Annotated in this window: 32 protein-coding genes; 31 read left to right on the forward strand and 1 reads right to left on the reverse strand. The window is 61.5% G+C overall.

Annotation, left to right across the window (positions count from 1 at the left end; translation table 11 throughout):
- Nucleotides 1-262: 262 nt before the first annotated feature.
- From rpsL to rplQ, 31 genes are all read left to right on the forward strand, one after another.
- Nucleotides 263-634, forward strand: coding sequence for a 30S ribosomal protein S12 (gene rpsL / locus DVH29_RS04170; RefSeq protein ID WP_041528652.1), 372 nt, complete (start codon nucleotides 263-265; stop codon nucleotides 632-634).
- Nucleotides 635-648: 14 nt separating this feature from the next.
- A complete protein-coding gene (rpsG, locus tag DVH29_RS04175) occupies nucleotides 649-1,119 on the forward strand; it encodes a 30S ribosomal protein S7 (RefSeq protein ID WP_114644909.1) in 471 nt (156 codons plus the stop codon).
- Between the two features lie 12 nt (nucleotides 1,120-1,131).
- A complete protein-coding gene (fusA, locus tag DVH29_RS04180; RefSeq protein WP_114644910.1) occupies nucleotides 1,132-3,222 on the forward strand; it encodes an elongation factor G in 2,091 nt (696 codons plus the stop codon).
- Nucleotides 3,223-3,273: 51 nt separating this feature from the next.
- A complete protein-coding gene (tuf, locus tag DVH29_RS04185; protein ID WP_114644899.1) occupies nucleotides 3,274-4,464 on the forward strand; it encodes an elongation factor Tu in 1,191 nt (396 codons plus the stop codon).
- Nucleotides 4,465-4,533: 69 nt separating this feature from the next.
- A complete protein-coding gene (rpsJ, locus tag DVH29_RS04190) occupies nucleotides 4,534-4,842 on the forward strand; it encodes a 30S ribosomal protein S10 (protein WP_014130837.1) in 309 nt (102 codons plus the stop codon).
- Between the two features lie 105 nt (nucleotides 4,843-4,947).
- Complete coding sequence (gene rplC / locus DVH29_RS04195) at nucleotides 4,948-5,649, forward strand: 50S ribosomal protein L3 (RefSeq protein ID WP_114644911.1); 702 nt, start codon at nucleotides 4,948-4,950, stop codon at nucleotides 5,647-5,649.
- Nucleotides 5,649-6,269 (forward strand): 50S ribosomal protein L4, encoded by a 621-nt coding sequence (rplD, locus tag DVH29_RS04200; protein ID WP_114644912.1) that lies wholly within the window; start codon nucleotides 5,649-5,651, stop codon nucleotides 6,267-6,269. Before rplC ends, rplD begins: the two co-directional genes overlap by 1 nt.
- Nucleotides 6,266-6,559, forward strand: coding sequence for a 50S ribosomal protein L23 (locus DVH29_RS04205; protein WP_114644913.1), 294 nt, complete (start codon nucleotides 6,266-6,268; stop codon nucleotides 6,557-6,559). Before rplD ends, DVH29_RS04205 begins: the two co-directional genes overlap by 4 nt.
- 23 nt (nucleotides 6,560-6,582) lie before the next feature.
- Nucleotides 6,583-7,422 (forward strand): 50S ribosomal protein L2, encoded by an 840-nt coding sequence (gene rplB, locus DVH29_RS04210; protein WP_114644914.1) that lies wholly within the window; start codon nucleotides 6,583-6,585, stop codon nucleotides 7,420-7,422.
- A 5-nt stretch (nucleotides 7,423-7,427) separates the two neighbouring features.
- Nucleotides 7,428-7,706 carry a 30S ribosomal protein S19 gene (gene rpsS / locus DVH29_RS04215; RefSeq protein WP_114644915.1) on the forward strand — a complete coding sequence of 93 codons (279 nt, stop codon included), beginning with the start codon at nucleotides 7,428-7,430 and terminating at the stop codon, nucleotides 7,704-7,706.
- Between the two features lie 2 nt (nucleotides 7,707-7,708).
- Nucleotides 7,709-8,089 (forward strand): 50S ribosomal protein L22, encoded by a 381-nt coding sequence (gene rplV, locus DVH29_RS04220; RefSeq protein ID WP_114644916.1) that lies wholly within the window; start codon nucleotides 7,709-7,711, stop codon nucleotides 8,087-8,089.
- Nucleotides 8,089-8,802, forward strand: a complete 714-nt coding sequence (rpsC, locus tag DVH29_RS04225; RefSeq protein WP_114644917.1) for a 30S ribosomal protein S3 — start codon at nucleotides 8,089-8,091, stop codon at nucleotides 8,800-8,802. Before rplV ends, rpsC begins: the two co-directional genes overlap by 1 nt.
- 5 nt (nucleotides 8,803-8,807) lie before the next feature.
- Nucleotides 8,808-9,221, forward strand: a complete 414-nt coding sequence (gene rplP, locus DVH29_RS04230) for a 50S ribosomal protein L16 (RefSeq protein ID WP_114644918.1) — start codon at nucleotides 8,808-8,810, stop codon at nucleotides 9,219-9,221.
- 12 nt (nucleotides 9,222-9,233) lie between these two features.
- Nucleotides 9,234-9,434: a 50S ribosomal protein L29 gene (gene rpmC / locus DVH29_RS04235; RefSeq protein ID WP_114644919.1), complete on the forward strand. Its 201-nt coding sequence runs from the start codon at nucleotides 9,234-9,236 to the stop codon at nucleotides 9,432-9,434.
- Between the two features lie 13 nt (nucleotides 9,435-9,447).
- Complete coding sequence (gene rpsQ, locus DVH29_RS04240) at nucleotides 9,448-9,681, forward strand: 30S ribosomal protein S17 (protein WP_114644920.1); 234 nt, start codon at nucleotides 9,448-9,450, stop codon at nucleotides 9,679-9,681.
- A gap of 71 nt (nucleotides 9,682-9,752) precedes the next feature.
- Nucleotides 9,753-10,121 carry a 50S ribosomal protein L14 gene (gene rplN / locus DVH29_RS04245; RefSeq protein WP_114644921.1) on the forward strand — a complete coding sequence of 123 codons (369 nt, stop codon included), beginning with the start codon at nucleotides 9,753-9,755 and terminating at the stop codon, nucleotides 10,119-10,121.
- A complete protein-coding gene (gene rplX, locus DVH29_RS04250; RefSeq protein ID WP_114644922.1) occupies nucleotides 10,121-10,435 on the forward strand; it encodes a 50S ribosomal protein L24 in 315 nt (104 codons plus the stop codon). The genes rplN and rplX overlap by 1 nt, the downstream gene beginning before the upstream one ends.
- Nucleotides 10,428-10,982 carry a 50S ribosomal protein L5 gene (gene rplE, locus DVH29_RS04255; protein WP_114644923.1) on the forward strand — a complete coding sequence of 185 codons (555 nt, stop codon included), beginning with the start codon at nucleotides 10,428-10,430 and terminating at the stop codon, nucleotides 10,980-10,982. Before rplX ends, rplE begins: the two co-directional genes overlap by 8 nt.
- Before the next feature lie 36 nt (nucleotides 10,983-11,018).
- Nucleotides 11,019-11,324: a 30S ribosomal protein S14 gene (rpsN, locus tag DVH29_RS04260; RefSeq protein WP_114644924.1), complete on the forward strand. Its 306-nt coding sequence runs from the start codon at nucleotides 11,019-11,021 to the stop codon at nucleotides 11,322-11,324.
- Between the two features lie 12 nt (nucleotides 11,325-11,336).
- Nucleotides 11,337-11,735: a 30S ribosomal protein S8 gene (rpsH, locus tag DVH29_RS04265; protein WP_114644925.1), complete on the forward strand. Its 399-nt coding sequence runs from the start codon at nucleotides 11,337-11,339 to the stop codon at nucleotides 11,733-11,735.
- A gap of 45 nt (nucleotides 11,736-11,780) precedes the next feature.
- Nucleotides 11,781-12,314 (forward strand): 50S ribosomal protein L6, encoded by a 534-nt coding sequence (rplF, locus tag DVH29_RS04270; protein WP_114644926.1) that lies wholly within the window; start codon nucleotides 11,781-11,783, stop codon nucleotides 12,312-12,314.
- 12 nt (nucleotides 12,315-12,326) lie between these two features.
- Nucleotides 12,327-12,680 carry a 50S ribosomal protein L18 gene (gene rplR / locus DVH29_RS04275; RefSeq protein ID WP_114645060.1) on the forward strand — a complete coding sequence of 118 codons (354 nt, stop codon included), beginning with the start codon at nucleotides 12,327-12,329 and terminating at the stop codon, nucleotides 12,678-12,680.
- 38 nt (nucleotides 12,681-12,718) lie between these two features.
- Complete coding sequence (gene rpsE / locus DVH29_RS04280; RefSeq protein WP_114644927.1) at nucleotides 12,719-13,249, forward strand: 30S ribosomal protein S5; 531 nt, start codon at nucleotides 12,719-12,721, stop codon at nucleotides 13,247-13,249.
- A gap of 23 nt (nucleotides 13,250-13,272) precedes the next feature.
- Nucleotides 13,273-13,461 (forward strand): 50S ribosomal protein L30, encoded by a 189-nt coding sequence (rpmD, locus tag DVH29_RS04285; RefSeq protein ID WP_114644928.1) that lies wholly within the window; start codon nucleotides 13,273-13,275, stop codon nucleotides 13,459-13,461.
- Nucleotides 13,462-13,475: 14 nt separating this feature from the next.
- Nucleotides 13,476-13,958 (forward strand): 50S ribosomal protein L15, encoded by a 483-nt coding sequence (gene rplO / locus DVH29_RS04290; protein WP_114644929.1) that lies wholly within the window; start codon nucleotides 13,476-13,478, stop codon nucleotides 13,956-13,958.
- A gap of 172 nt (nucleotides 13,959-14,130) precedes the next feature.
- On the forward strand, nucleotides 14,131-15,465 hold the full coding sequence (gene secY / locus DVH29_RS04295) for a preprotein translocase subunit SecY (RefSeq protein ID WP_114644930.1): 1,335 nt from the start codon (nucleotides 14,131-14,133) through the stop codon (nucleotides 15,463-15,465).
- Nucleotides 15,462-16,028: an adenylate kinase gene (locus DVH29_RS04300; RefSeq protein ID WP_114644931.1), complete on the forward strand. Its 567-nt coding sequence runs from the start codon at nucleotides 15,462-15,464 to the stop codon at nucleotides 16,026-16,028. Before secY ends, DVH29_RS04300 begins: the two co-directional genes overlap by 4 nt.
- A 183-nt stretch (nucleotides 16,029-16,211) precedes the next feature.
- Nucleotides 16,212-16,580, forward strand: a complete 369-nt coding sequence (gene rpsM / locus DVH29_RS04305) for a 30S ribosomal protein S13 (protein ID WP_114644932.1) — start codon at nucleotides 16,212-16,214, stop codon at nucleotides 16,578-16,580.
- Between the two features lie 79 nt (nucleotides 16,581-16,659).
- Nucleotides 16,660-17,052: a 30S ribosomal protein S11 gene (rpsK, locus tag DVH29_RS04310; RefSeq protein ID WP_114644933.1), complete on the forward strand. Its 393-nt coding sequence runs from the start codon at nucleotides 16,660-16,662 to the stop codon at nucleotides 17,050-17,052.
- Between the two features lie 50 nt (nucleotides 17,053-17,102).
- Nucleotides 17,103-18,164 carry a DNA-directed RNA polymerase subunit alpha gene (locus DVH29_RS04315; RefSeq protein WP_199562520.1) on the forward strand — a complete coding sequence of 354 codons (1,062 nt, stop codon included), beginning with the start codon at nucleotides 17,103-17,105 and terminating at the stop codon, nucleotides 18,162-18,164.
- A gap of 38 nt (nucleotides 18,165-18,202) precedes the next feature.
- Nucleotides 18,203-18,628, forward strand: a complete 426-nt coding sequence (gene rplQ / locus DVH29_RS04320; RefSeq protein ID WP_114644934.1) for a 50S ribosomal protein L17 — start codon at nucleotides 18,203-18,205, stop codon at nucleotides 18,626-18,628.
- Nucleotides 18,629-18,703: 75 nt separating this feature from the next.
- Here rplQ and DVH29_RS04325 read toward each other — a convergent pair whose 3' ends face one another.
- Nucleotides 18,704-19,855 (reverse strand): type III PLP-dependent enzyme domain-containing protein, encoded by a 1,152-nt coding sequence (locus DVH29_RS04325; protein ID WP_114644935.1) that lies wholly within the window; start codon nucleotides 19,853-19,855, stop codon nucleotides 18,704-18,706.
- Nucleotides 19,856-20,039 lie beyond the last annotated feature (184 nt).

The following is a 20,039-nucleotide window of genomic DNA, read 5'->3' on the forward strand; positions in this document are numbered from 1 at the left end:
AGTATGACCCGCCTACCTAAGCGGTCGGTCGTGATCCGGCACCGAATGCGAAGCGCCCAATGCGACGCATTCAAGCCGATCAAACACACTGTCGGGTAGTTAGACGCAACAAGTCTTGGGCGCATGATTGCTTCCGCAATGGGGGTGATCCTCTGCATTCTTGGCGCCGCCGGTTTCCCTTGCGGAAGCGTGTGCGGGCGCCGCTCGCTTGTTATGTCGAACAGGATTTTGTTTGTACGGATGGAAAGAGGGTTCGAGCAATATGCCGACCATTAATCAGCTGATCCGCAAGCCCCGGCAGGCCAAGCCGAAGCGGAACAAGGTGCCGGCGATGGAGGCCAACCCGCAGAAGCGTGGTGTGTGCACTCGCGTCTATACCACGACGCCGAAGAAGCCGAACTCGGCCCTGCGCCGCGTTGCCAAGGTGCGCCTGGTCAATCAGCGTGAAGTCATTACCTACATCCCGGGTGAAGGCCACAACCTGCAGGAGCACTCCGTGGTGCTGATCCGCGGCGGTCGTGTGCGTGACCTTCCGGGCGTTCGCTATCACGTTCTGCGCGGTGTGCTTGACACTCAGTCCGTGAAGGATCGCAAGCAGCGCCGTTCCAAGTATGGCGCGAAGCGGCCGAAATAAGGAGATTGTGAGCCATGTCCCGTCGGCATCGTGCAGAAAAGCGTGAGATCAACCCCGATCCCAAGTTCGGTGATCTGGTTGTCTCCAAGTTCATGAACTCGCTCATGAAGGACGGCAAGAAGTCGTCCGCAGAGGGCATCGTCTATGGTGCCTTTGAAATCATCGAAGAGCGCACCAAGCAGGATCCCATCCAGGTCTTCCATGGCGCGCTGGACAATATCCGTCCTGCCGTCGAAGTGCGTTCGCGCCGCGTCGGTGGTGCCACCTATCAGGTGCCGGTCGAAGTGCGCTCGGAGCGTCAGCAGGCGCTCGCCATTCGCTGGCTGATCGACGCCGCCCGCAAGCGTGGTGAGCAGACCATGGTCGGCCGTCTGTCGGGCGAGCTGATGGATGCGATGAATGGCCGTGGCCAGGCGGTCAAGAAGCGTGAAGACACGCACCGCATGGCCGATGCAAACCGTGCGTTCTCGCACTACCGCTGGTAAAGAGAGAACATTATGGCCCGCGAATATCAAATCGAAGACTACCGCAATTTCGGCATCATGGCGCACATCGATGCCGGCAAGACCACCACGACCGAACGTATCCTGTACTATACCGGCAAGAACCATAAGATGGGCGAGACCCATGATGGCGCTGCCACCATGGACTGGATGGCGCAGGAGCAGGAACGCGGCATCACGATCACGTCCGCTGCGACCACCACGTCCTGGCAGGGTCGCGACGGTAAGCGTCGTCGCTTCAACATCATCGATACGCCGGGCCACGTGGACTTCACCATCGAGGTGGAGCGTTCGCTGCGCGTGCTCGACGGTGCCGTCGCGCTGCTCGACGCCAATGCCGGCGTGGAGCCGCAGACCGAGACCGTCTGGCGCCAGGCTGACAAGTACGGCGTTCCGCGCCTGATCTTCGTCAACAAGATGGACAAGATCGGTGCCGATTTCTATCGCTGCATCGACATGATCGACACGCGCCTCGGCGCCAAGCCTGTCGTTCTTCAGCTGCCGATCGGGGCCGAGACCGAATTCGCCGGCGTGGTCGATCTCATCGAGATGAAGGCGTTCATCTGGTCCGGTGAAGAAGTCGGCGCCAAGTGGGATGTTGTCGACGTTCCGGCCGATCTGCAGGCCCGGGCTGAAGAGTATCGCGAAAAGCTCATCGAAGCTGCCGTCGAGCTCGACGAAACCGTCATGGAAGCCTATCTTGAAGGCGAGATGCCGGACAACGACACGCTGCGCCGGCTGATCCGCAAGGGCGTCTGTAACGTTGATTTCTTCGGCGTTCTGTGCGGTTCTGCGTTCAAGAACAAGGGCGTGCAGCCGCTTCTTGATGCAGTGGTCGACTTCCTGCCGTCGCCGATCGACATTCCGGCCATAAACGGCATCGATGCCAAGACCGAAGAGCCGATCGAGCGTCACGCCGATGACGGCGAGCCGCTGTCGATGCTGGCCTTCAAGATCGCCAACGACCCGCATATGGGTTCGCTGACCTTCTGCCGCATCTATTCGGGTCACCTCGAGGCGGGTGCGCAGCTGCTGAACACGGTCAAGGACAAGCGCGAGCGCGTCGGCCGCATGTTCCAGATGCACTCCAATGCCCGCGAGCAGATCACCGAAGCCTTCGCCGGCGACATCGTCGCCATCGTGGGCCTCAAGGACACCACCACGGGCGACACGCTGTGCGTGCCGACCGCGCCGGTCATCCTCGAGCGCATGATCTTCCCCGAGCCGGTCATCGATATTGCCGTCGAGCCCAAGTCGAAGGCCGACCAGGAAAAGATGGGTCTTGCCCTGCAGCGCCTGGCCGCCGAGGATCCTTCCTTCCGCGTCAAGTCCGACGAGGAATCGGGCCAGACCATCATCTCGGGCATGGGCGAATTACACCTCGACATCATCGTCGACCGCATGAAGCGCGAGTTCAAGGTGGAGGCGAATATCGGCCAGCCGCAGGTTGCCTATCGCGAGACGATCACGCGCCAGGCTGAAATCGACTACACTCACAAGAAGCAGTCCGGCGGTTCGGGCCAGTTCGCGCGCATCAAGCTCATCATCGAGCCCAATGAAGCGGGCGCTGGCTTCACCTTCGAAAGCAAGATCGTGGGCGGTTCGGTTCCCAAGGAATACGTGCCGGGCGTGCAGAAGGGTCTGGAGTCCGTCATGGGCGCCGGTATCCTCGCAGGCTTCCCGATCGTCGACCTCAAGGCTACCCTCATCGATGGTGCCTACCACGATGTCGACTCCTCGGTGCTGGCGTTCGAGATCGCTGCCCGTGCCGCCTTGCGCGAAGGCCTGCCCAAGGCTGGCGCCAAGCTGCTCGAGCCGATCATGAAGGTCGAAGTCACGACGCCGGAAGACTATATGGGCGACGTTATCGGCGACCTCAATTCTCGCCGTGGTCAGATCCAGGGCACGGAAAGCCGTGGTGTCGTGCAGGTGGTCAACGCCTTCGTGCCGCTGGCCAACATGTTCGGGTACGTGAACTCGCTGCGCTCGATGAGCCAGGGCCGTGCCCAGTACACGATGACGTTCGACCACTACGAGCAGGTGCCGCAGGCGGTTGCTGACGAAGTTCAGGCCAAATACGCCTGATTGGATTGGAAATTTGATCAGCAGCATTCCTGCTGAAGATGGAGATATGTGATGGGCAAGGAAAAATTCACCCGCAACAAGCCGCACGTTAACATTGGCACGATTGGTCACGTTGACCATGGCAAGACGTCTCTGACGGCAGCGATCACGAAGGTTCTGGCAGAGACGGGTGGTGCGACGTTCTCGGCTTACGACCAGATCGACAAGGCTCCCGAGGAGAAGGCGCGCGGGATCACCATTTCGACCTCGCATGTTGAGTATGAGACGGAGAACCGTCACTACGCGCATGTGGACTGCCCTGGCCACGCTGACTATGTGAAGAACATGATCACGGGTGCGGCGCAGATGGACGGCGCGATCCTAGTGGTTTCGGCGGCCGACGGCCCGATGCCGCAGACGCGCGAGCACATCCTGCTCTCGCGCCAGGTCGGCGTTCCGGCGCTTGTGGTGTTCCTCAACAAGGTCGACCAGGTGGACGACGAGGAACTGCTCGAGCTGGTCGAGCTGGAAGTGCGCGAGCTCTTGAGCTCGTACGAATTCCCCGGCGACGACGTTCCGATCGTCAAGGGCTCGGCGCTGATGGCGCTCGAGGACAAGCGCCCCGAGATCGGCCATGACGCGGTTCTGGAGCTGATGCGCCAGGTTGACGCCTATATCCCGACCCCGGAGCGTCCCAAGGACCTTCCGTTCCTGATGCCGGTCGAGGACGTGTTCTCGATCTCGGGCCGTGGCACGGTTGTGACCGGTCGCGTCGAGCGCGGCATCGTCAAGGTGGGCGAGGAAGTCGAGATCGTCGGGATCAAGCCGACGCTCAAGACGACGGTGACCGGCGTCGAGATGTTCCGCAAGCTGCTCGATTCGGGTGAGGCCGGCGACAATATCGGCGCGCTGATCCGCGGCATCGACCGCACCCAGGTCGAGCGTGGTCAGGTTCTGTGCAAGCCCGGTTCGGTGACCCCGCACACCAAGTTCGTTGCGGAAGCCTATATCCTGACCAAGGAAGAGGGCGGCCGTCATACCCCGTTCTTCACCAATTACCGTCCCCAGTTCTATTTCCGGACGACGGACGTGACGGGTGTTGTGACGCTCAAGGAAGGCGTCGAGATGGTGATGCCGGGCGACAACGTGGAGATGAACGTGGAACTGATCGTTCCGATCGCCATGGAAGAAAAGCTGCGCTTCGCGATCCGCGAAGGCGGCCGTACCGTCGGCGCCGGCGTCGTCTCCAAGATCGTCGAGTAATCGAGCAGGCAACAGAGAGTGCGGTGCGCCGCTGATGCGCACCGCGTCCTTTTTTTGGGATAGAACACAATGAACGGTCAGAATATTCGCATCCGGCTCAAGGCGTTCGATCATCGCGTGCTCGACAATTCGACCCGCGAGATCGTCAACACAGCCAAGCGTACGGGCGCGCAGGTTCGCGGTCCCATTCCGCTGCCGACGCGAATTGACAAATACACCGTCAACCGGTCGCCCCACGTGGACAAGAAGAGCCGCGAGCAGTTCGAAATCCGGACTCACAAGCGTCTTCTCGACATCGTGGATCCGACCCCACAGACGGTGGATGCACTGATGAAGCTCGATCTCGCCGCCGGTGTCGACGTCGAAATCAAGCTCTGAGCCAAGGCTCTCCAAATAGACGAGTTTCCAGCGCTTTTCGCTTTAGTGGGTCCTCTTGGACAAACAATGACCCGGAAAAACGCTTAAAAAAGAGAAGGTAAACCGATGCGTTCTGGATTGATCGCACAGAAGCTGGGAATGACCCGCATCTTCACCGATGACGGCGCTCATGTTCCCGTTACCGTTCTGGCGCTGCAGGGCTGCCAGGTGGTGGGCCAGCGGACGCAGGACAAGGACGGCTATGTGGCGCTGCAGCTCGGCGCCGGTTCCGTCAAGGTCAAGAATGTGAGCAAGGCCGAGCGCGGTCACTACGCCGCCGCCAAGGTCGAGCCCAAGCGTAAGGTCGTCGAGTTCCGCGTGAGCGAAGACAACCTCATCGAGGTGGGCTCCGAGCTCCAGGCCGACCACTTCGTCGAAGGCCAACTGGTGGACGTCACCGGCACCTCGATCGGCAAGGGCTTTGCCGGTGCGATGAAGCGCCACAATTTCGGCGGCCTGCGGGCGTCGCACGGCGTCTCGATCTCGCACCGCTCGCACGGTTCGACCGGTAACAGCCAGGACCCCGGCAAGGTGTTCAAGGGCAAGAAGATGGCCGGTCACATGGGCGATGTCCGTGTCACGACGCAGAACGTCAAGGTCGTCAGGACCGACGTCGAGCGCGGCCTGATCATGGTCCAGGGTTCGGTCCCTGGCTCCAAGGGTGGCTGGATCCAGATCCGCGACGCGGTCAAGAAGCCGCTTCCGGAAGGTGTCGCACGTCCCGGTTCGTTCAAGGCTCCGGCCGCTGCTAATGGGGAGAGTGCATAATGGAACTCCAGGTCACAACCCTTGAGGGCAAGTCGGCCGGCAAGGTGACGCTCGACGAAGCCGTGTTCGGCCTCGAGCCCCGCGCCGACCTGATCCAGCGCATGGTGCGCTACCAGCTGCTGAAGCGCATGGCGGGCACGCACGACGTCAAGAACCGTGCCGAAGTCGCCATGACCGGCAAGAAGTTCGGTCGCCAGAAGGGCGGCGGCGGTGCGCGTCACGGCTCGCGGCGCTCGAACATCTTCCGTGGTGGTGGTCGCGCCTTCGGCCCGACCCCGCGCAGCCACGCCATCGAGCTGCCCAAGAAGGTGCGCGCGCTGGCATTGAAGCATGCGCTTTCGGCCAAGGCCAAGGCTGGCGATCTCGTCATCCTGGACAAGGCCGTCGCCGATGCGCCCAAGACCGCCGCGCTGCGCGAGGTCTTCGGCAAGCTCGGCTTCGCCAACGCACTGATCATCGGTGGCACCGAACTCGACCGGAATTTCGCGCTTGCCGCGCGCAACATTCCCTCGATCGACGTGCTTCCGGCCCAGGGCATCAACGTTTACGACATTCTGCGCCGCGAGAAGCTGGTCCTCACCAAGGACGCACTCGAAGCGCTGGAGGGCCGGTTCCAATGAGCGCGCTCAAGCATTACGACATCATCCGCAACCCGGTTGTGACGGAAAAGTCGACCATGGCTTCGGAATACGGTCAGGTCGTGTTCGATGTGGCCATCGACGCCACCAAGCCTGAGATCAAGGCAGCCGTCGAGGCGCTGTTCGATGTCAAGGTCAAGGCCGTCAACACCATCGTCCGCAAGGGCAAGGTCAAGCGGTTCCGCAACGTCCTGGGCACGCGCAAGGACGTCAAGAAGGCCGTCGTTACGCTCGTTGACGGTCAGACCATCGATATTTCGACCGGTCTGTAAGAAGGCGAGAGGGAAACCAGAAAATGGCTTTGAAGCAATACAATCCAACCTCGCCGGGCCGTCGTGAACTGGTCGGCATCGACCGTTCCGAGCTGTGGAACGGCCGGCCGGTCAAGAAGCTGACCGAAGGCCTCACCAAGTCGGGTGGCCGCAACAACAATGGCCGCATCACCGTGTTCGCACGGGGCGGCGGGCACAAGCGCCGCTATCGCCTGGTCGATTTCAAGCGCACCAAGTTCGACGTCCAGGGCACGGTCGAGCGTCTCGAATACGATCCCAACCGGACCGCATTCATCGCGCTCATCACCTATCCGGATGGCGAGCAGGCCTATATCCTGGCGCCGCAGCGCCTGGGCGCCGGCGACAAGGTGATCTCGTCCCGCAACGCCGTGGACGTGAAGCCGGGCAACACCATGCCGCTCGAGAGGATGCCGGTCGGAACGATCGTGCATAATATCGAGATGAAGCCGGGCAAGGGCGGCCAGATGGCCCGTTCCGCCGGTGCCTATGCCCAGTATGTGGGCCGTGACGCCGGCTGGGCGATCCTGCGCCTCAACTCGGGCGAGCAGCGCCTGGTGCACGGCACGTGTCTTGCGACGGTCGGTTCGGTCTCGAACCCCGACCACTCGAACACGAGCCTGGGCAAGGCCGGCCGCAGCCGCTGGCTGGGTCGCCGCCCGAACGTTCGCGGCGTCGCGATGAACCCGGTCGACCACCCCCATGGTGGTGGTGAAGGCCGCACTTCGGGTGGCCGTCATCCGGTGACCCCGTGGGGCAAGCCGACCAAGGGCAAGCGCACCCGCACCAACAAGTCGACGGACAAGTTCATCGTCCGTACGCGCCATCAGAAGAAGGGCAGGTAAGGGCCATGGCACGTTCCGTCTGGAAAGGCCCGTTTGTCGACGGGTATCTGCTGAAGAAGGCAGACAAGGTCCGGGAATCGGGCCGCAACGAAGTGATCAAGATCTGGAGCCGCCGTTCCACGATCCTGCCGCAGTTCGTTGGCCTGACCTTCGGCGTCTATAACGGTCAGAAGCATGTTCCGGTGTCGGTCACCGAAGACATGATCGGCCACAAGTTCGGTGAATTTTCGCCCACGCGCACCTATTACGGGCATGCGGCCGACAAGAAGGCGAAGAGGAAGTAAGTATGGGCAAGGCAAAGCGTGAGCGCACGCTGAAGGACACCGAGGCGAAAGCCGTCCTGCGCATGGTGCGGACCAGCCCGCAAAAGCTGAACCTGGTCGCGGCCCAGATCCGCGGCAAGAAAGTCGAAAAGGCCCTGGCCGAGCTCGAATTCTCGCGCAAGCGGATCGCGACCTCGGTCAAGAAGACGCTGGAAAGCGCCATCGCCAATGCCGAGAACAATCACGGTCTCGACACGGACGCGCTGGTGGTTTCCGAGGCCTTTGTCGGCAAGGCCATGGTCCTGAAGCGGTTCCACGCCCGTGCACGCGGTCGCGGCGCTCGCATCGAGAAGCCGTTCTCGCACCTGACCATCGTTGTCCGTGAAGTCGAGGAGGCCGTCTGATGGGCCAGAAAATCAATCCGATCGGGCTGCGTCTCGGCATCAATCGCACTTGGGATTCCCGCTGGTACGCCAACAAGGGCGAGTACGGCTCGCTCCTGCAGGAAGATCTCAAGATTCGCGAAATGCTCGAGGAAGACCTCAAGCAGGCCGCCGTGTCCAAGATCGTCATCGAGCGCCCGCACCGCAAGTGCCGCATCACCATCCACTCGGCTCGCCCGGGCATCGTGATCGGCAAGAAGGGTGCGGACATCGAGAAGATCCGCAACAAGGTCAAGAAGTACACCTCGTCGGAAGTGCACATCAACATCGTTGAAGTGCGCAAGCCCGAGACCGATGCGACGCTGGTCGCCCAGGGCATCGCCCAGCAGCTCGAACGCCGCGTGGCGTTCCGCCGGGCCATGAAGCGGGCGGTGCAGACGGCCATGCGCATGGGCGCCCAGGGCATCCGCGTCAATGTCGGCGGCCGTCTCGGCGGTGCCGATATCGCCCGGACCGAATGGTATCGTGAAGGCCGCGTGCCTCTGCATACCCTTCGCGCCGATGTGGACTATGGCGTCGCCGAAGCCTCCACGACCTACGGTATCATCGGTATCAAGGTCTGGGTCTTCAAGGGCGAGATCATGGAACACGATCCGATGGCCCATGAACGCCGCGCCACCGAAGGCGGCGATTCGAGCGGGCAGGGTCGTCGTCCGGCTGCTGACAGGAACTAAGAACAATGCTGCAACCGAAACGTACCAAATTCCGCAAGGCCCACAAGGGACGCATCCATGGCGTCGCCAAGGGTGGCACCGAGCTCAATTTTGGCGAATATGGCTTGAAGGCTCAGGAACCTGAGCGTATAACCGCCCGCCAGATCGAGGCCGCACGTCGCGCGATGACTCGTCATATGAAGCGCGCAGGCCGTGTGTGGATCCGGGTGTTTCCGGATCTGCCGGTGTCGTCCAAGCCGACTGAAGTCCGTATGGGTAAAGGTAAGGGTGCTCCCGATTTCTGGGCAGCCCGCATCAAGCCCGGCCGGATCATGTTCGAGATCGACGGCGTAAGTGAAGAGACTGCGCGTGAAGCGCTGCGTCTGGCGGCCATGAAGCTGCCGATCAAGACGCGGTTCGTCAGCCGCATTGCAGATTAAGGGCATATAGCGATGGCAAAGCCGAGCGACGTTAGGGCAAAGACGGTCGACGAACTCAAGGACGAGCTCGTCAACCTCAAGAAAGAACAGTTCAACCTGCGCTTCCAGCGCGCTACCCAGCAGCTGGAAAACACTTCTCAGGTTCGCAAGGTCCGCCGCGATATCGCGCGCGTCAAGACCGTGCTGGCCGAGAAGGCCGCGGAAGCCAAGTAAGGAAGATCACGAGATGCCCAAGCGTATCCTGCAGGGGACCGTGGTCTCCGACAAGAACGACAAGACGGTCGTGGTGAGCGTCGAACGCCGCTTCACCCATCCGATCCTGAAAAAGACGGTGCGCCGTTCCAAGAAGTACCATGCTCACGACGAAGCCAATGCGGCCAAGATCGGTGACATCGTGCAGATCGAGGAATGCGCTCCGATCTCGAAGAACAAGCGCTGGTCGGTGGTCACGCCGGCTTGACGCCAAAGAGGTCAGGTGCCGTGCCGCATGACGGACGCGGAAACCATTAAAGAATAAGAAGGCAACCAGTCATGATTCAGATGCAGACGAACCTCGACGTCGCCGATAATTCGGGCGCCCGTCGTGTTATGTGCATCAAGGTGCTGGGCGGTTCGCATCGCAAGTATGCGTCGGTTGGCGACATCATCGTTGTGTCGGTCAAGGACGCCATCCCGCGCGGCCGCGTCAAGAAGGGCCAGGTGATGAAGGCCGTGGTGGTTCGCACCGCGTCCGATATCCGCCGCCCCGACGGCACCGTGATCCGCTTCGATCGCAATGCGGCGGTCATCATCAACAACAACAAGGAACCGATCGGCACCCGTATCTTCGGCCCGGTTCCTCGCGAGCTGCGCGCGAAAAATCACATGAAGATCATTTCGCTCGCGCCGGAGGTGCTGTAATGGCTGCCAAGATCAAAAAGGGTGACAAGGTCATCGTTCTGACTGGCAAGGACAAGGGCAAGACCGGGACCGTGGCCCAGGTCATCCCGTCCGAGACCCGCGCGATCGTTACCGGCATCAATCTGGTGCGCCGGCACCAGAAGCAGACCCAGAACCAGGATGCCGGCATCGTGACGCGGGAAGCCCCCATCCACCTGAGCAATATCGCTCTGGTCGATGCCAAGGAAAACAAGCCGACCCGCGTCGGTTTCAAGATCGAAGACGGCGTGAAGAAGCGCGTCGCAAAGCGTTCCGGAGAAGTGATCGATGGCTGAGACTTACGTTCCGCGCCTGCGCACGCATTATGACGATGTGGTGCGCGCCGGTCTCACCGAGACCTTCAACTATGCCAATCCGATGCAGGTGCCCAAGCTGGACAAGGTCGTCCTGAACATGGGCGTCGGCGAGGCCGTCGGCGATTCCAAGAAGATCAAGGCCGCCCTGGCCGATCTCGAGAAGATCGCCGGCCAGAAGGCCATCACCACCTATGCCAGCAAGTCGATCGCCGGTTTCAAGGTGCGTGAGGGCATGGCGCTCGGCGTCAAGGTCACGCTGCGCCGCGCGCAGATGTACGAATTCATCGACCGCCTTGTGAACGTGGCCCTGCCGCGAGTCCGCGACTTCCGCGGGCTGAACCCCAAGAGCTTCGACGGCCGCGGCAATTTCGCCATGGGCATCAAGGAGCACATCGTGTTCCCGGAGATCAACTATGACCAGATCGAGCAGGTCTGGGGCATGGACGTGATCGTCTGCACCACGGCAAAGACCGATGATGAAGCGCGCGCGCTTCTCAAGGCTTTCAATTTCCCGTTCCGCCAGTAAGCGGATAACGGGAAGAGAGACGAAAGAGAGATTTGGATGGCTAAAGTTAGCTCCATCGAAAAGAACAAGCGCCGCGCCAAGCTCGCCAAGCAGTATGCCGGGAAGCGCGCTGCGCTCAAGGCTCTGACCAAGGACGAGTCGCTGTCGTTCGAAGAGCGTTTCGCTGCACAGCTCAAGCTGGCCGAACTGCCGCGCAATGCGTCGCCGGTTCGTGTCCGCAACCGCTGTGAAGTGTCGGGTCGCCCGCGCGGTTACTACCGCAAGCTCAAGCTCAGCCGCATCGCGCTGCGGGAGCTGGGCAACATGGGCAAGATCCCGGGCCTGGTCAAGTCGAGCTGGTAAGGAAGAACGATCATGACTCTTATCGATCCGCTTGGCGACATGCTGACCCGTATCCGCAACGCGCAGATGCGCCGTCGCGATACCGTTCGTACGCCTGCTTCGAGCCTGCGGGCTCACGTTCTGGATGTCCTCAAGTCCGAGGGCTATATCCGCGGTTACACCGAAGAGACCAGTGAAAAGGGTCTGCCTGAGTTCTCCATCGAGCTCAAGTATTCGGAGAACCAGCCGGTGATCCAGGAATTGCAGCGGGTGTCCAAGCCTGGCCGTCGCGTTTACGCTTCGGTCAAGAACATCCCCGTTGTTGGCAACGGCCTGGGTGTCTCGATCCTCAGCACCCCCAAGGGTGTGATGGCCGATCACCAGGCGCGGGCTGAAAATGTTGGCGGTGAGGTCCTCTGCCGCGTCTTCTAAGACGCCGCCGGGGAGACCCCACCAACTAAGAGAAGGCAAAGAAAAATGTCGCGTATTGGCAAAAAGCCGGTAGCACCGGTCGGCGGCGTGACGGTCACGATCGATGGCCAGCAGGTCACCGCCAAGGGCTCGAAGGGTGAGCTCTCCGTGGTGCTCGTCGACCTCGTCAAGCCCGAGATGTCCGATGAGGGGGTCGTCGTCTCCCCCGTGGACGACAGCCGCGAGGCCCGTTCGGCCTGGGGCATGTCGCGCACGCTGCTGCAGAATATCGTCACCGGTGTGTCCACTGGCTTTGAGCGCAAGCTCGCCATCACCGGCGTCGGCTATCGTGCCCAGATGCAGGGGTCGGACCTCAAGCTCTCGCTCGGCTTTTCCCATGAAGTGATCTTCAAGGCGCCGGACGGGATTCAACTTGCCGCCCCGACGCAGACGGAAATCATCGTTTCGGGCATCGACAAGCAGCAGGTCGGCCAGGTCGCGGCCGATATTCGTGAGTTCCGGCCGCCGGAGCCCTATAAGGGCAAGGGTGTTCGTTATGCGGACGAACATGTCGTCCGCAAAGAAGGCAAGAAGAAGTAGGGATTGGTCGCCATGGCTAAGCTTTCTGGTATCGAACGGCGCAAGGCGCGTGTTCGTCGGGTGATCAAGGCCCGAGCCAACGGTCGTCCGCGCCTGTCGGTCTTCCGTTCGGAAAAGAATATCTCCGCGCAGATCATCGACGATGCGAACGGCGTGACGCTGGTGTCCGCCTCTTCGCTCGAGAAGGATCTCAAGATCGGCAACGGCGCCAACCAGGCGGCCGCGACCGAGGTGGGCAAGGTTCTCGCCGAACGGGCCACCAAGGCGGGCCTGTCCGAGGTCGTCTTCGACCGCGGTGCCTATATTTATCATGGTCGCGTCAAGGCGCTGGCCGAAGCAGCCCGCGAGGGCGGGCTGAGCTTCTAAGCTCAGCCAAACCGAAATTGCAAAGAGCTGGTTGAACGATGAGAGACTTTCAAGAGCGCGACAGCGAGTTTGTAGATCGCCTGGTGCATATCAATCGCGTCGCCAAGGTGGTGAAGGGCGGCCGGCGGTTTGGCTTTGCCGCGCTCGTCGTCGTTGGCGATCAGAAGGGCCGCGTGGGCTTTGGTCACGGCAAGGCGCGTGAAGTGCCGGAAGCCATCCGCAAGGCGACCGAGCAGGCCAAGCGCCAGATGATCCGCGTGCCGCTGCGCGAAGCACGGACGCTGCACCACGATGTGCAGGGCCGTCACGGCGCCGGCAAGGTCATCCTGCGCGCGGCGCCCGCCGGTACCGGCATCATCGCCGGTGGTCCGATGCGCGCCGTGTTCGAAACCCTGGGCATCAACGACATCGTCGCCAAGAGCCAGGGTTCGGCCAATCCGTACAACATGGTTCGCGCCACTTTCGATGCGCTCAAGAACGTCGACAGCCCCCGTTCGGTGGCTGCTCGCCGTGGCATCAAGGTGTCTGAGCTTCAGGCCCGTCGCGGCGAAGCCGCCGTCGAAGCCTGACCGGCCGCTCGAGGAGTAAGACAATGGCTAAGAAGACCATCACCGTCGAGCAGATCGGATCGCCGATCCGCCGCAAGGAAGACCAGCGCGCTACGCTTGTTGGCCTCGGGCTCAACAAGATGCACAAGCGCCGCGAGCTTGAAGATACACCGTCCGTGCGGGGCATGATCTCCAAAGTCTCGCACCTCGTCCGCGTCGTGGACGAGCAGTAAGAGGATTTGGACAGATGAAACTCAATCAGATCGCCGATAAGGCCGGCGCAACCAAGGCCCGGGCCCGTGTGGGCCGTGGCATCGGGTCGGGCCTCGGCAAGACCGGCGGCCGCGGCGTCAAGGGTCAGAAGTCCCGTTCGGGCGTCTCGATCAACGGCTTCGAAGGCGGCCAGATGCCGCTCCACATGCGGATGCCGAAGCGCGGCTTCAACAATGCGTTCGCCAAGAAGTGGAATGCGGTGCGCCTCGATCGCATCCAGGCCTATATCGACAGCGGCAAGCTCGATGCCAAGGGCGTCGTCGATGCCGAGGCTCTGGTCAAGGCCGGCGTCATCCGCCGCGTCAAGGACGGCGTGCGCCTGATCAATGGCGGCGAATTCACGGCCAAGAAGGTGAGCTTCAAGGTCGACCACGCCTCGGCCGGCGCGATCGCCGCCGTCGAAGCGGCGGGCGGCAAGGTCGAGACGGCTGCCAAGCCTGCTGCCGACGCCGAGTAGATATCGCATGTTTGTCGGGCGCGCCTTCGCTCTCTCCGCACAGGGGATTGCATGAGGGCGCGCTCTGACTATATCAGAGCATTGTTCCGTCGCGCCGCTGGCGCGATTTTGAAGTTCTTGGGCCTTCCGGGCCCGTTTCCTTTGCTCACAAGAGCGACTAGAGGGAGCCAACATGGCGTCTGCAGCCGAGCAACTGGCCCGCAACCTTAGCTTTTCGACCTTCTCGAAGGCCAAGGATCTGCAAAAGCGGATCCTGTTCACCTTAGGCGCATTGCTCGTCTATCGTCTTGGAACCTTCATTCCCATTCCCGGCATCGATCCCGACGCCTTCGCCTCGACCTTCCAGCAGGCGCAGGGCGGAATTTTCGGCCTGTTCAACATGTTCGCCGGCGGCGCCGTCGAGCGCCTCGCCATCTTCGCGCTGAACCTCATTCCCTACATCACGGCCTCGATCGTCATCCAGGTGATGTCGACCGCGTCCCCGCGCCTCGAGGCGCTGAAGAAGGAAGGGGAGAGCGGGCGCCGCAAGATCAACCAGTATACCCGCTACCTCACCGTGGTGTTCTGCGCCGTGCAGGCCTATGGCATTGCCATCGGGCTCGAGGCCAGCGAGGGCGTGGTGTCCGATCCAGGCTGGTTCTTCCGCATCTCGACCGTCATCACGCTGGTCGGCGGCACCATGTTCCTTATGTGGCTGGGCGAGCAGATGACCGCGCGCGGCATCGGCAACGGCATTTCGCTGATCATTTTCGCCGGCATCGTCGCCACGCTGCCCGGCGTCATCGCCCAGACGCTGGAACTGAGCCGGACCGGCTCGCTGCCCACCATCGCCGTGGTCGGCATCCTGGCCGGCGCCATGGTGGTCATCGCGGTGATCGTCTTCTTCGAACGGGCCCAGCGCCGATTGCTGATCCAATATCCGAAGCGCCAGGTCGGCAACAAGATGTATCAGGGCGACACCTCGCACCTGCCGCTCAAGCTCAACACCTCGGGCGTCATCCCGGTGATCTTCGCGTCCTCGCTGCTGCTGCTGCCCGCCACCATCGCGACCTTTTCGGCCCAGGGCGACGCGCCGCAATGGCTGCAATATATTTCCGCCCTGCTGGGACGCGGCCAGCCGCTCTATCTGATCCTGTTCGCGTCGCTGATCATCTTCTTTGCCTTCTTCTATACCTCGATCGTTTTCAATCCGACCGAGACGGCCGATAACCTCAAGCGCTCGGGCGGGTTCATTCCGGGCATCAGGCCGGGCGAGCGCACGGCGCAGCATATCGACTATGTGCTGACGCGGGTGACGGTGGTTGGCGCACTCTACCTCACGGTGGTGGCGCTGATCCCGGAAGTGTTCCTGAGCCAGCTCAATATCTCCGCATTCCTGGGCGGCACGTCGCTGCTCATCATGGTGACCGTGACGCTCGATACGGTGAGCCAGATTCAAAGCCATCTGATCGCCCAGCAATATGAGGGGATGGTCAAGAAATCACGTTTAGGGGGTCGGAGACGATGAGACTGGTACTATTGGGCCCGCCGGGCGCCGGCAAGGGAACGCAGGCCAAGATCCTGGTCGACACATATTCCATCCCGCAGCTCTCCACCGGAGACATGCTGCGGGCCGCAATCGCCGACAAGACGCCGCTCGGGCTGGAAGCCAAGGCAATCGTCGATCGGGGGGATTTGGTCTCCGACGATATCGTTTCGGGGATCATCTCCGAGCGCATGGACCGGCCCGACTGCGCCAATGGCTTCATTCTCGATGGCTTTCCCCGCACCATCGCCCAGGCAGAAGCCCTGACGCATATGCTGGACCGCAAGGGGCTGCATCTCGATGCGGTCATAGAGATCAAGGCCGACCCCGATGTGCTCGTCGAGCGCATCATCAACCGGGCCAAGGAGTCCGGCGGCGCGCGCGCCGACGACAATGAAGACGTGCTGCGCAAGCGGCTCGATGTCTATAACGAGCAGACCGCTCCGCTGGTGAATTTCTATTCCGGGCAGGGCGTGTTGAAGTCGGTCGATGGCATGGCCCCCATCGACGAGGTCACGGCTGCGATCAGGTCGGCTATAGAATAAGCATCAATGGAGGGGCAGGGGCAGTTGACTTTGGTGTCCCGAGTCCTTAGAACCGCGCCCAGTCTCAGAAATTTCGAGGGCTGGATTCGGTTCTTTCCGCAAAGAAGGGGGGATCGGATGCCGGTCCCTTGTTGTTGAACGAAGCAGGGGCTTGGGCCCTCATAATCAATTAGGAGATCGGACGTGGCTCGTATTGCTGGCGTCAATATCCCGACGAACAAGCGCGTGGTGATCGCGCTTCAGTACATTCACGGGATCGGGCCGAAAATGGCCTCTGAAATCTGCGAAAAGGTGTCCATTCCGGCCGAGCGCCGCGTGAATGAACTGACCGACGCGGAAGTCATCCAGATCCGTGAAACCATCGACCGCGACTATACCGTGGAAGGTGATTTGCGGCGTAACACCGCCATGAACATCAAGCGCTTGATGGATCTTGGCAATTATCGTGGCCTGCGCCACCGCCGGGGCCTGCCGGTCCGCGGCCAGCGCACCCATACCAATGCTCGCACGCGCAAGGGCCCGGCAAAGGCCATCGCGGGCAAGAAGAAATAAGCTCCGCGAGGAGCTTCGGTGGAGCTGCCCGTGCCGCCGTCGCGGCCAGTGCAGCGATGAGATCGTACAGAGGAAGTAAATGGCTAAAAGTGAAACAACCCGCGTTCGCCGCCGCGAGCGCAAGAATATCAGTGCCGGCGTTGCACACGTAAACGCTTCGTTCAACAACACCATGGTCACCATCACCGACGTTCAGGGCAACGCGATCTCCTGGTCCTCCGCCGGTACGATGGGTTTCAAGGGCTCGCGCAAGTCGACCCCCTACGCCGCACAGATGGCTGCCGAAGACGCCGCCAAGAAGGCCCAGGAACATGGCATGAAGACCCTCGAGGTCGAAGTGCGTGGTCCGGGTTCAGGCCGTGAATCTGCCCTGCGCGCCCTCCAGGCGGCCGGTTTCACCGTCACTTCCATCCGGGACGTTACATCCATTCCGCATAATGGATGTCGGCCGCGCAAGCGCCGTCGCGTCTGATGTAATCGAACCTCGGCGGGGCCAGCCGGGGTTCTTTTACGGTTTGCGGCATGGCGGCCGGGCAGGGCCGCTCTTTTGAAAGGAAGTTGGACGTGATGATCCAGAAAAACTGGCAGGAACTGATTAAGCCGACCAAGCTCGACGTCGTTCCCGGCAGAGATTCCGGGCGCGTCGCCTCTGTGGTCGCCGAGCCGCTCGAACGCGGTTATGGCTTGACGCTGGGCAACACGCTGCGCCGGGTTCTGTTGTCGTCGCTGCAGGGTGCGGCGATCACCGCCATACAGATCGACGGTGTTTTGCACGAGTTCTCTTCGATTCCCGGCGTGCGGGAAGATGTGACCGATCTCGTGCTCAACATCAAGGAAATCGCCATCAAGATGGAAGACGAGGGGCCCAAGCGCCTCACGCTTTCCAAGCAGGGTCCGGGTGCCGTCACGGCCGGTGACATCAAGACCACCGGCGACATCGAAGTGCTGAACCCCGACCTGGTGATCTGTCATCTCGATGACGGCGCCGAGATCAATATCGAGTTCACGGTGAACACCGGCAAGGGCTATGTCCCGGCCGACCGCAACAAGCCCGAGGACGCCCCGATCGGCTATATCGCCGTCGACGCGCTGTTCTCGCCGGTCAAGCGGGTGAGCTACAAGGTCGAGAAGACCCGCGAGGGCCAGAACCTCGATTTCGACAAGCTCAGCATGCAGATCGAGACCAATGGCTCGATCACCCCGGAAGATGCCCTGGCCTATGCCGCCCGCATCGTCCAGGATCAGCTTTCGGTGTTCATCAACTTCGAAGAGCCGACCAAGGAGAAGTCCGAGGATTCCGCTCCGGAGCTCGCCTTCAACCCGGCGCTGCTCAAGAAGGTGGACGAACTCGAATTGTCGGTCCGCTCGGCGAACTGTCTCAAGAACGACAATATCGTCTATATCGGCGATCTCATCCAGAAGACCGAGGCGGAAATGCTCCGCACCCCGAACTTCGGACGCAAGTCGCTCAACGAGATCAAGGAAGTTCTGGCCCAGATGGGACTCCATCTCGGCATGGACGTGGCCAATTGGCCGCCTGAAAACATCGATGACCTCGCCAAGCGTTACGAAGATCACTACTGATCATCCGCCAGGCGACAAGAGCATATTAGGAGAGAACCATGCGCCACGGTAAAGCCGGCCGCAAACTGAACCGGACCTCTTCGCATCGCAAGGCGATGTTCAAGAACATGTCCGCATCTTTGATCAAGCACGAGCAGATCGTGACCACCTTGCCCAAGGCCAAGGACCTGCGTCCGATCGTCGAGAAGCTCATCACGCTGGGCAAGCGTGGTGACCTGCATGCCCGCCGCCAGGCCATCGCCCAGATCGGCGACGAGGCTATGGTCCGCAAGCTCTTCGACGTGCTCGGCCCGCGCTACAAGGACCGCAATGGTGGCTACACCCGCGTCCTCAAGGCTGGCTTCCGCCATGGCGACAACGCCCCGGTGGGCGTGATCGAGTTCGTCGACCGCGACGTCGATGCCAAGGGCCAGGATTCGGGTCCGACCGCGGATTTCACGCGCGACGAGAACGAAGCCGCATAATCGGCTTTCCTCTCATGGAATCGAAAGGCGGCCCGTAGGCCGCCTTTTTTATTGCCCGCTTGCAGGCCCGGTTGGCTACACCAGAATGTCGTCGACCCAATAGAGGTCGCGCCGGTCGAAGCCGTTGAAGGGGGTCAGCGAAGCCTGGGTATAGGCGCCCATCAGCCCGAATTCGATGTAGTCGTCCTCGGCGATCGCCGCGGGCAGGATGAAGGTCTGGGGCATCACGTCATAGCTGTCGCAGGTCGGCCCGAAGATCTTGAAATCCCAGCTTTCCCCGGTCAGCACCTTGTCGCCGCGCCACACGCGGATCGGCAGCATGAATTCGAGGATCATGGCCTCCATCAGCGAACCGTAGACGCCGTCATTGACATAGACCGACTGTTCGCCGCGCACATGCTTGACGCGCAGCAGCAGCGCCGTGCAGCCCGTCGACAGCGCGCGGCCCGGCTCGGCGATCAGGTCGGGCTTGCTCGACCCGAACGTATCGGCCACGGCGGTGCTGATGGTCTCGAAATAGACGTCCAGGGGCGGGGCGGTGTTGGTGATGTAGGGGGCAGGGAAGCCGCCGCCGATATTGAGGCGCTTCAATTCGATCCCCGAAGCCTGCGCGATACGCCCGGCCGCCGCGATGTGGCGCTCATAGGCATAGGCTTCCTCGCACTGGCTGCCGACATGGAAGCACAGGGAGGTCGAATATCCCATCGCCTTGGCCAGCGTCGCGATGGAGATCGCCCCGTCTTCCATCACGCCGAACTTGGTGCCGAAATCATAGGATTTGAGCGCTTTGCCGGCCTTGAAGCGGATGGTGACCTCGACATCCTCGCTGGGCGGGATCACGGCGGCCAACTGGTCGAGCTGGGCCACGTGGTCGATGGTGAAGGAGCGCACCCCGAACTCCTCATAGGCGCGCTTGATTTCGCGCCGCGACTTGATCGGGTTATTGTAGTGCAGCCCTGCGCCCGGCGCGTATTTCTCGATCAGCGCCATCTCGGTGTTGGACGCCACGTCAAAGGCCTTGATCCCCTCGCGATGCATGATCTCGAGGATGTGGGGGGAGGGGTTGGACTTGACCGCGTAGGTCAAGAGCCCGTCGAAGCCGGCCTTGAACGTATCAATGGCCTCGACCAGGAGCCGCTCGGAAAAGAGGAAGCTCGGGTAGTCGGGCTCCTCGGTCGCGATCAGTTCGGCAGTGTTCGCATAGGTGCGAGACGGCGCGTGGTCCATCGAAATTGGATACCTTTCTGCGGGGGTTGAAGCGCGGGCTTAATAGGCTGCATTGCCCCCCTCTGCAATGTCCAAATCATGGCTTTACCCTCCGCTTGTGACGATTCTTTGGGAAGAGGGGCGGGGCCTTGGCGTCGTCGAAAACTTACCGGATTGTCACTTGAAACCAAGGGGGATGAGCATA

This window comes from Pelagibacterium lacus (assembly GCF_003345525.1).
GTDB lineage: Bacteria > Pseudomonadota > Alphaproteobacteria > Rhizobiales > Devosiaceae > Pelagibacterium > Pelagibacterium lacus.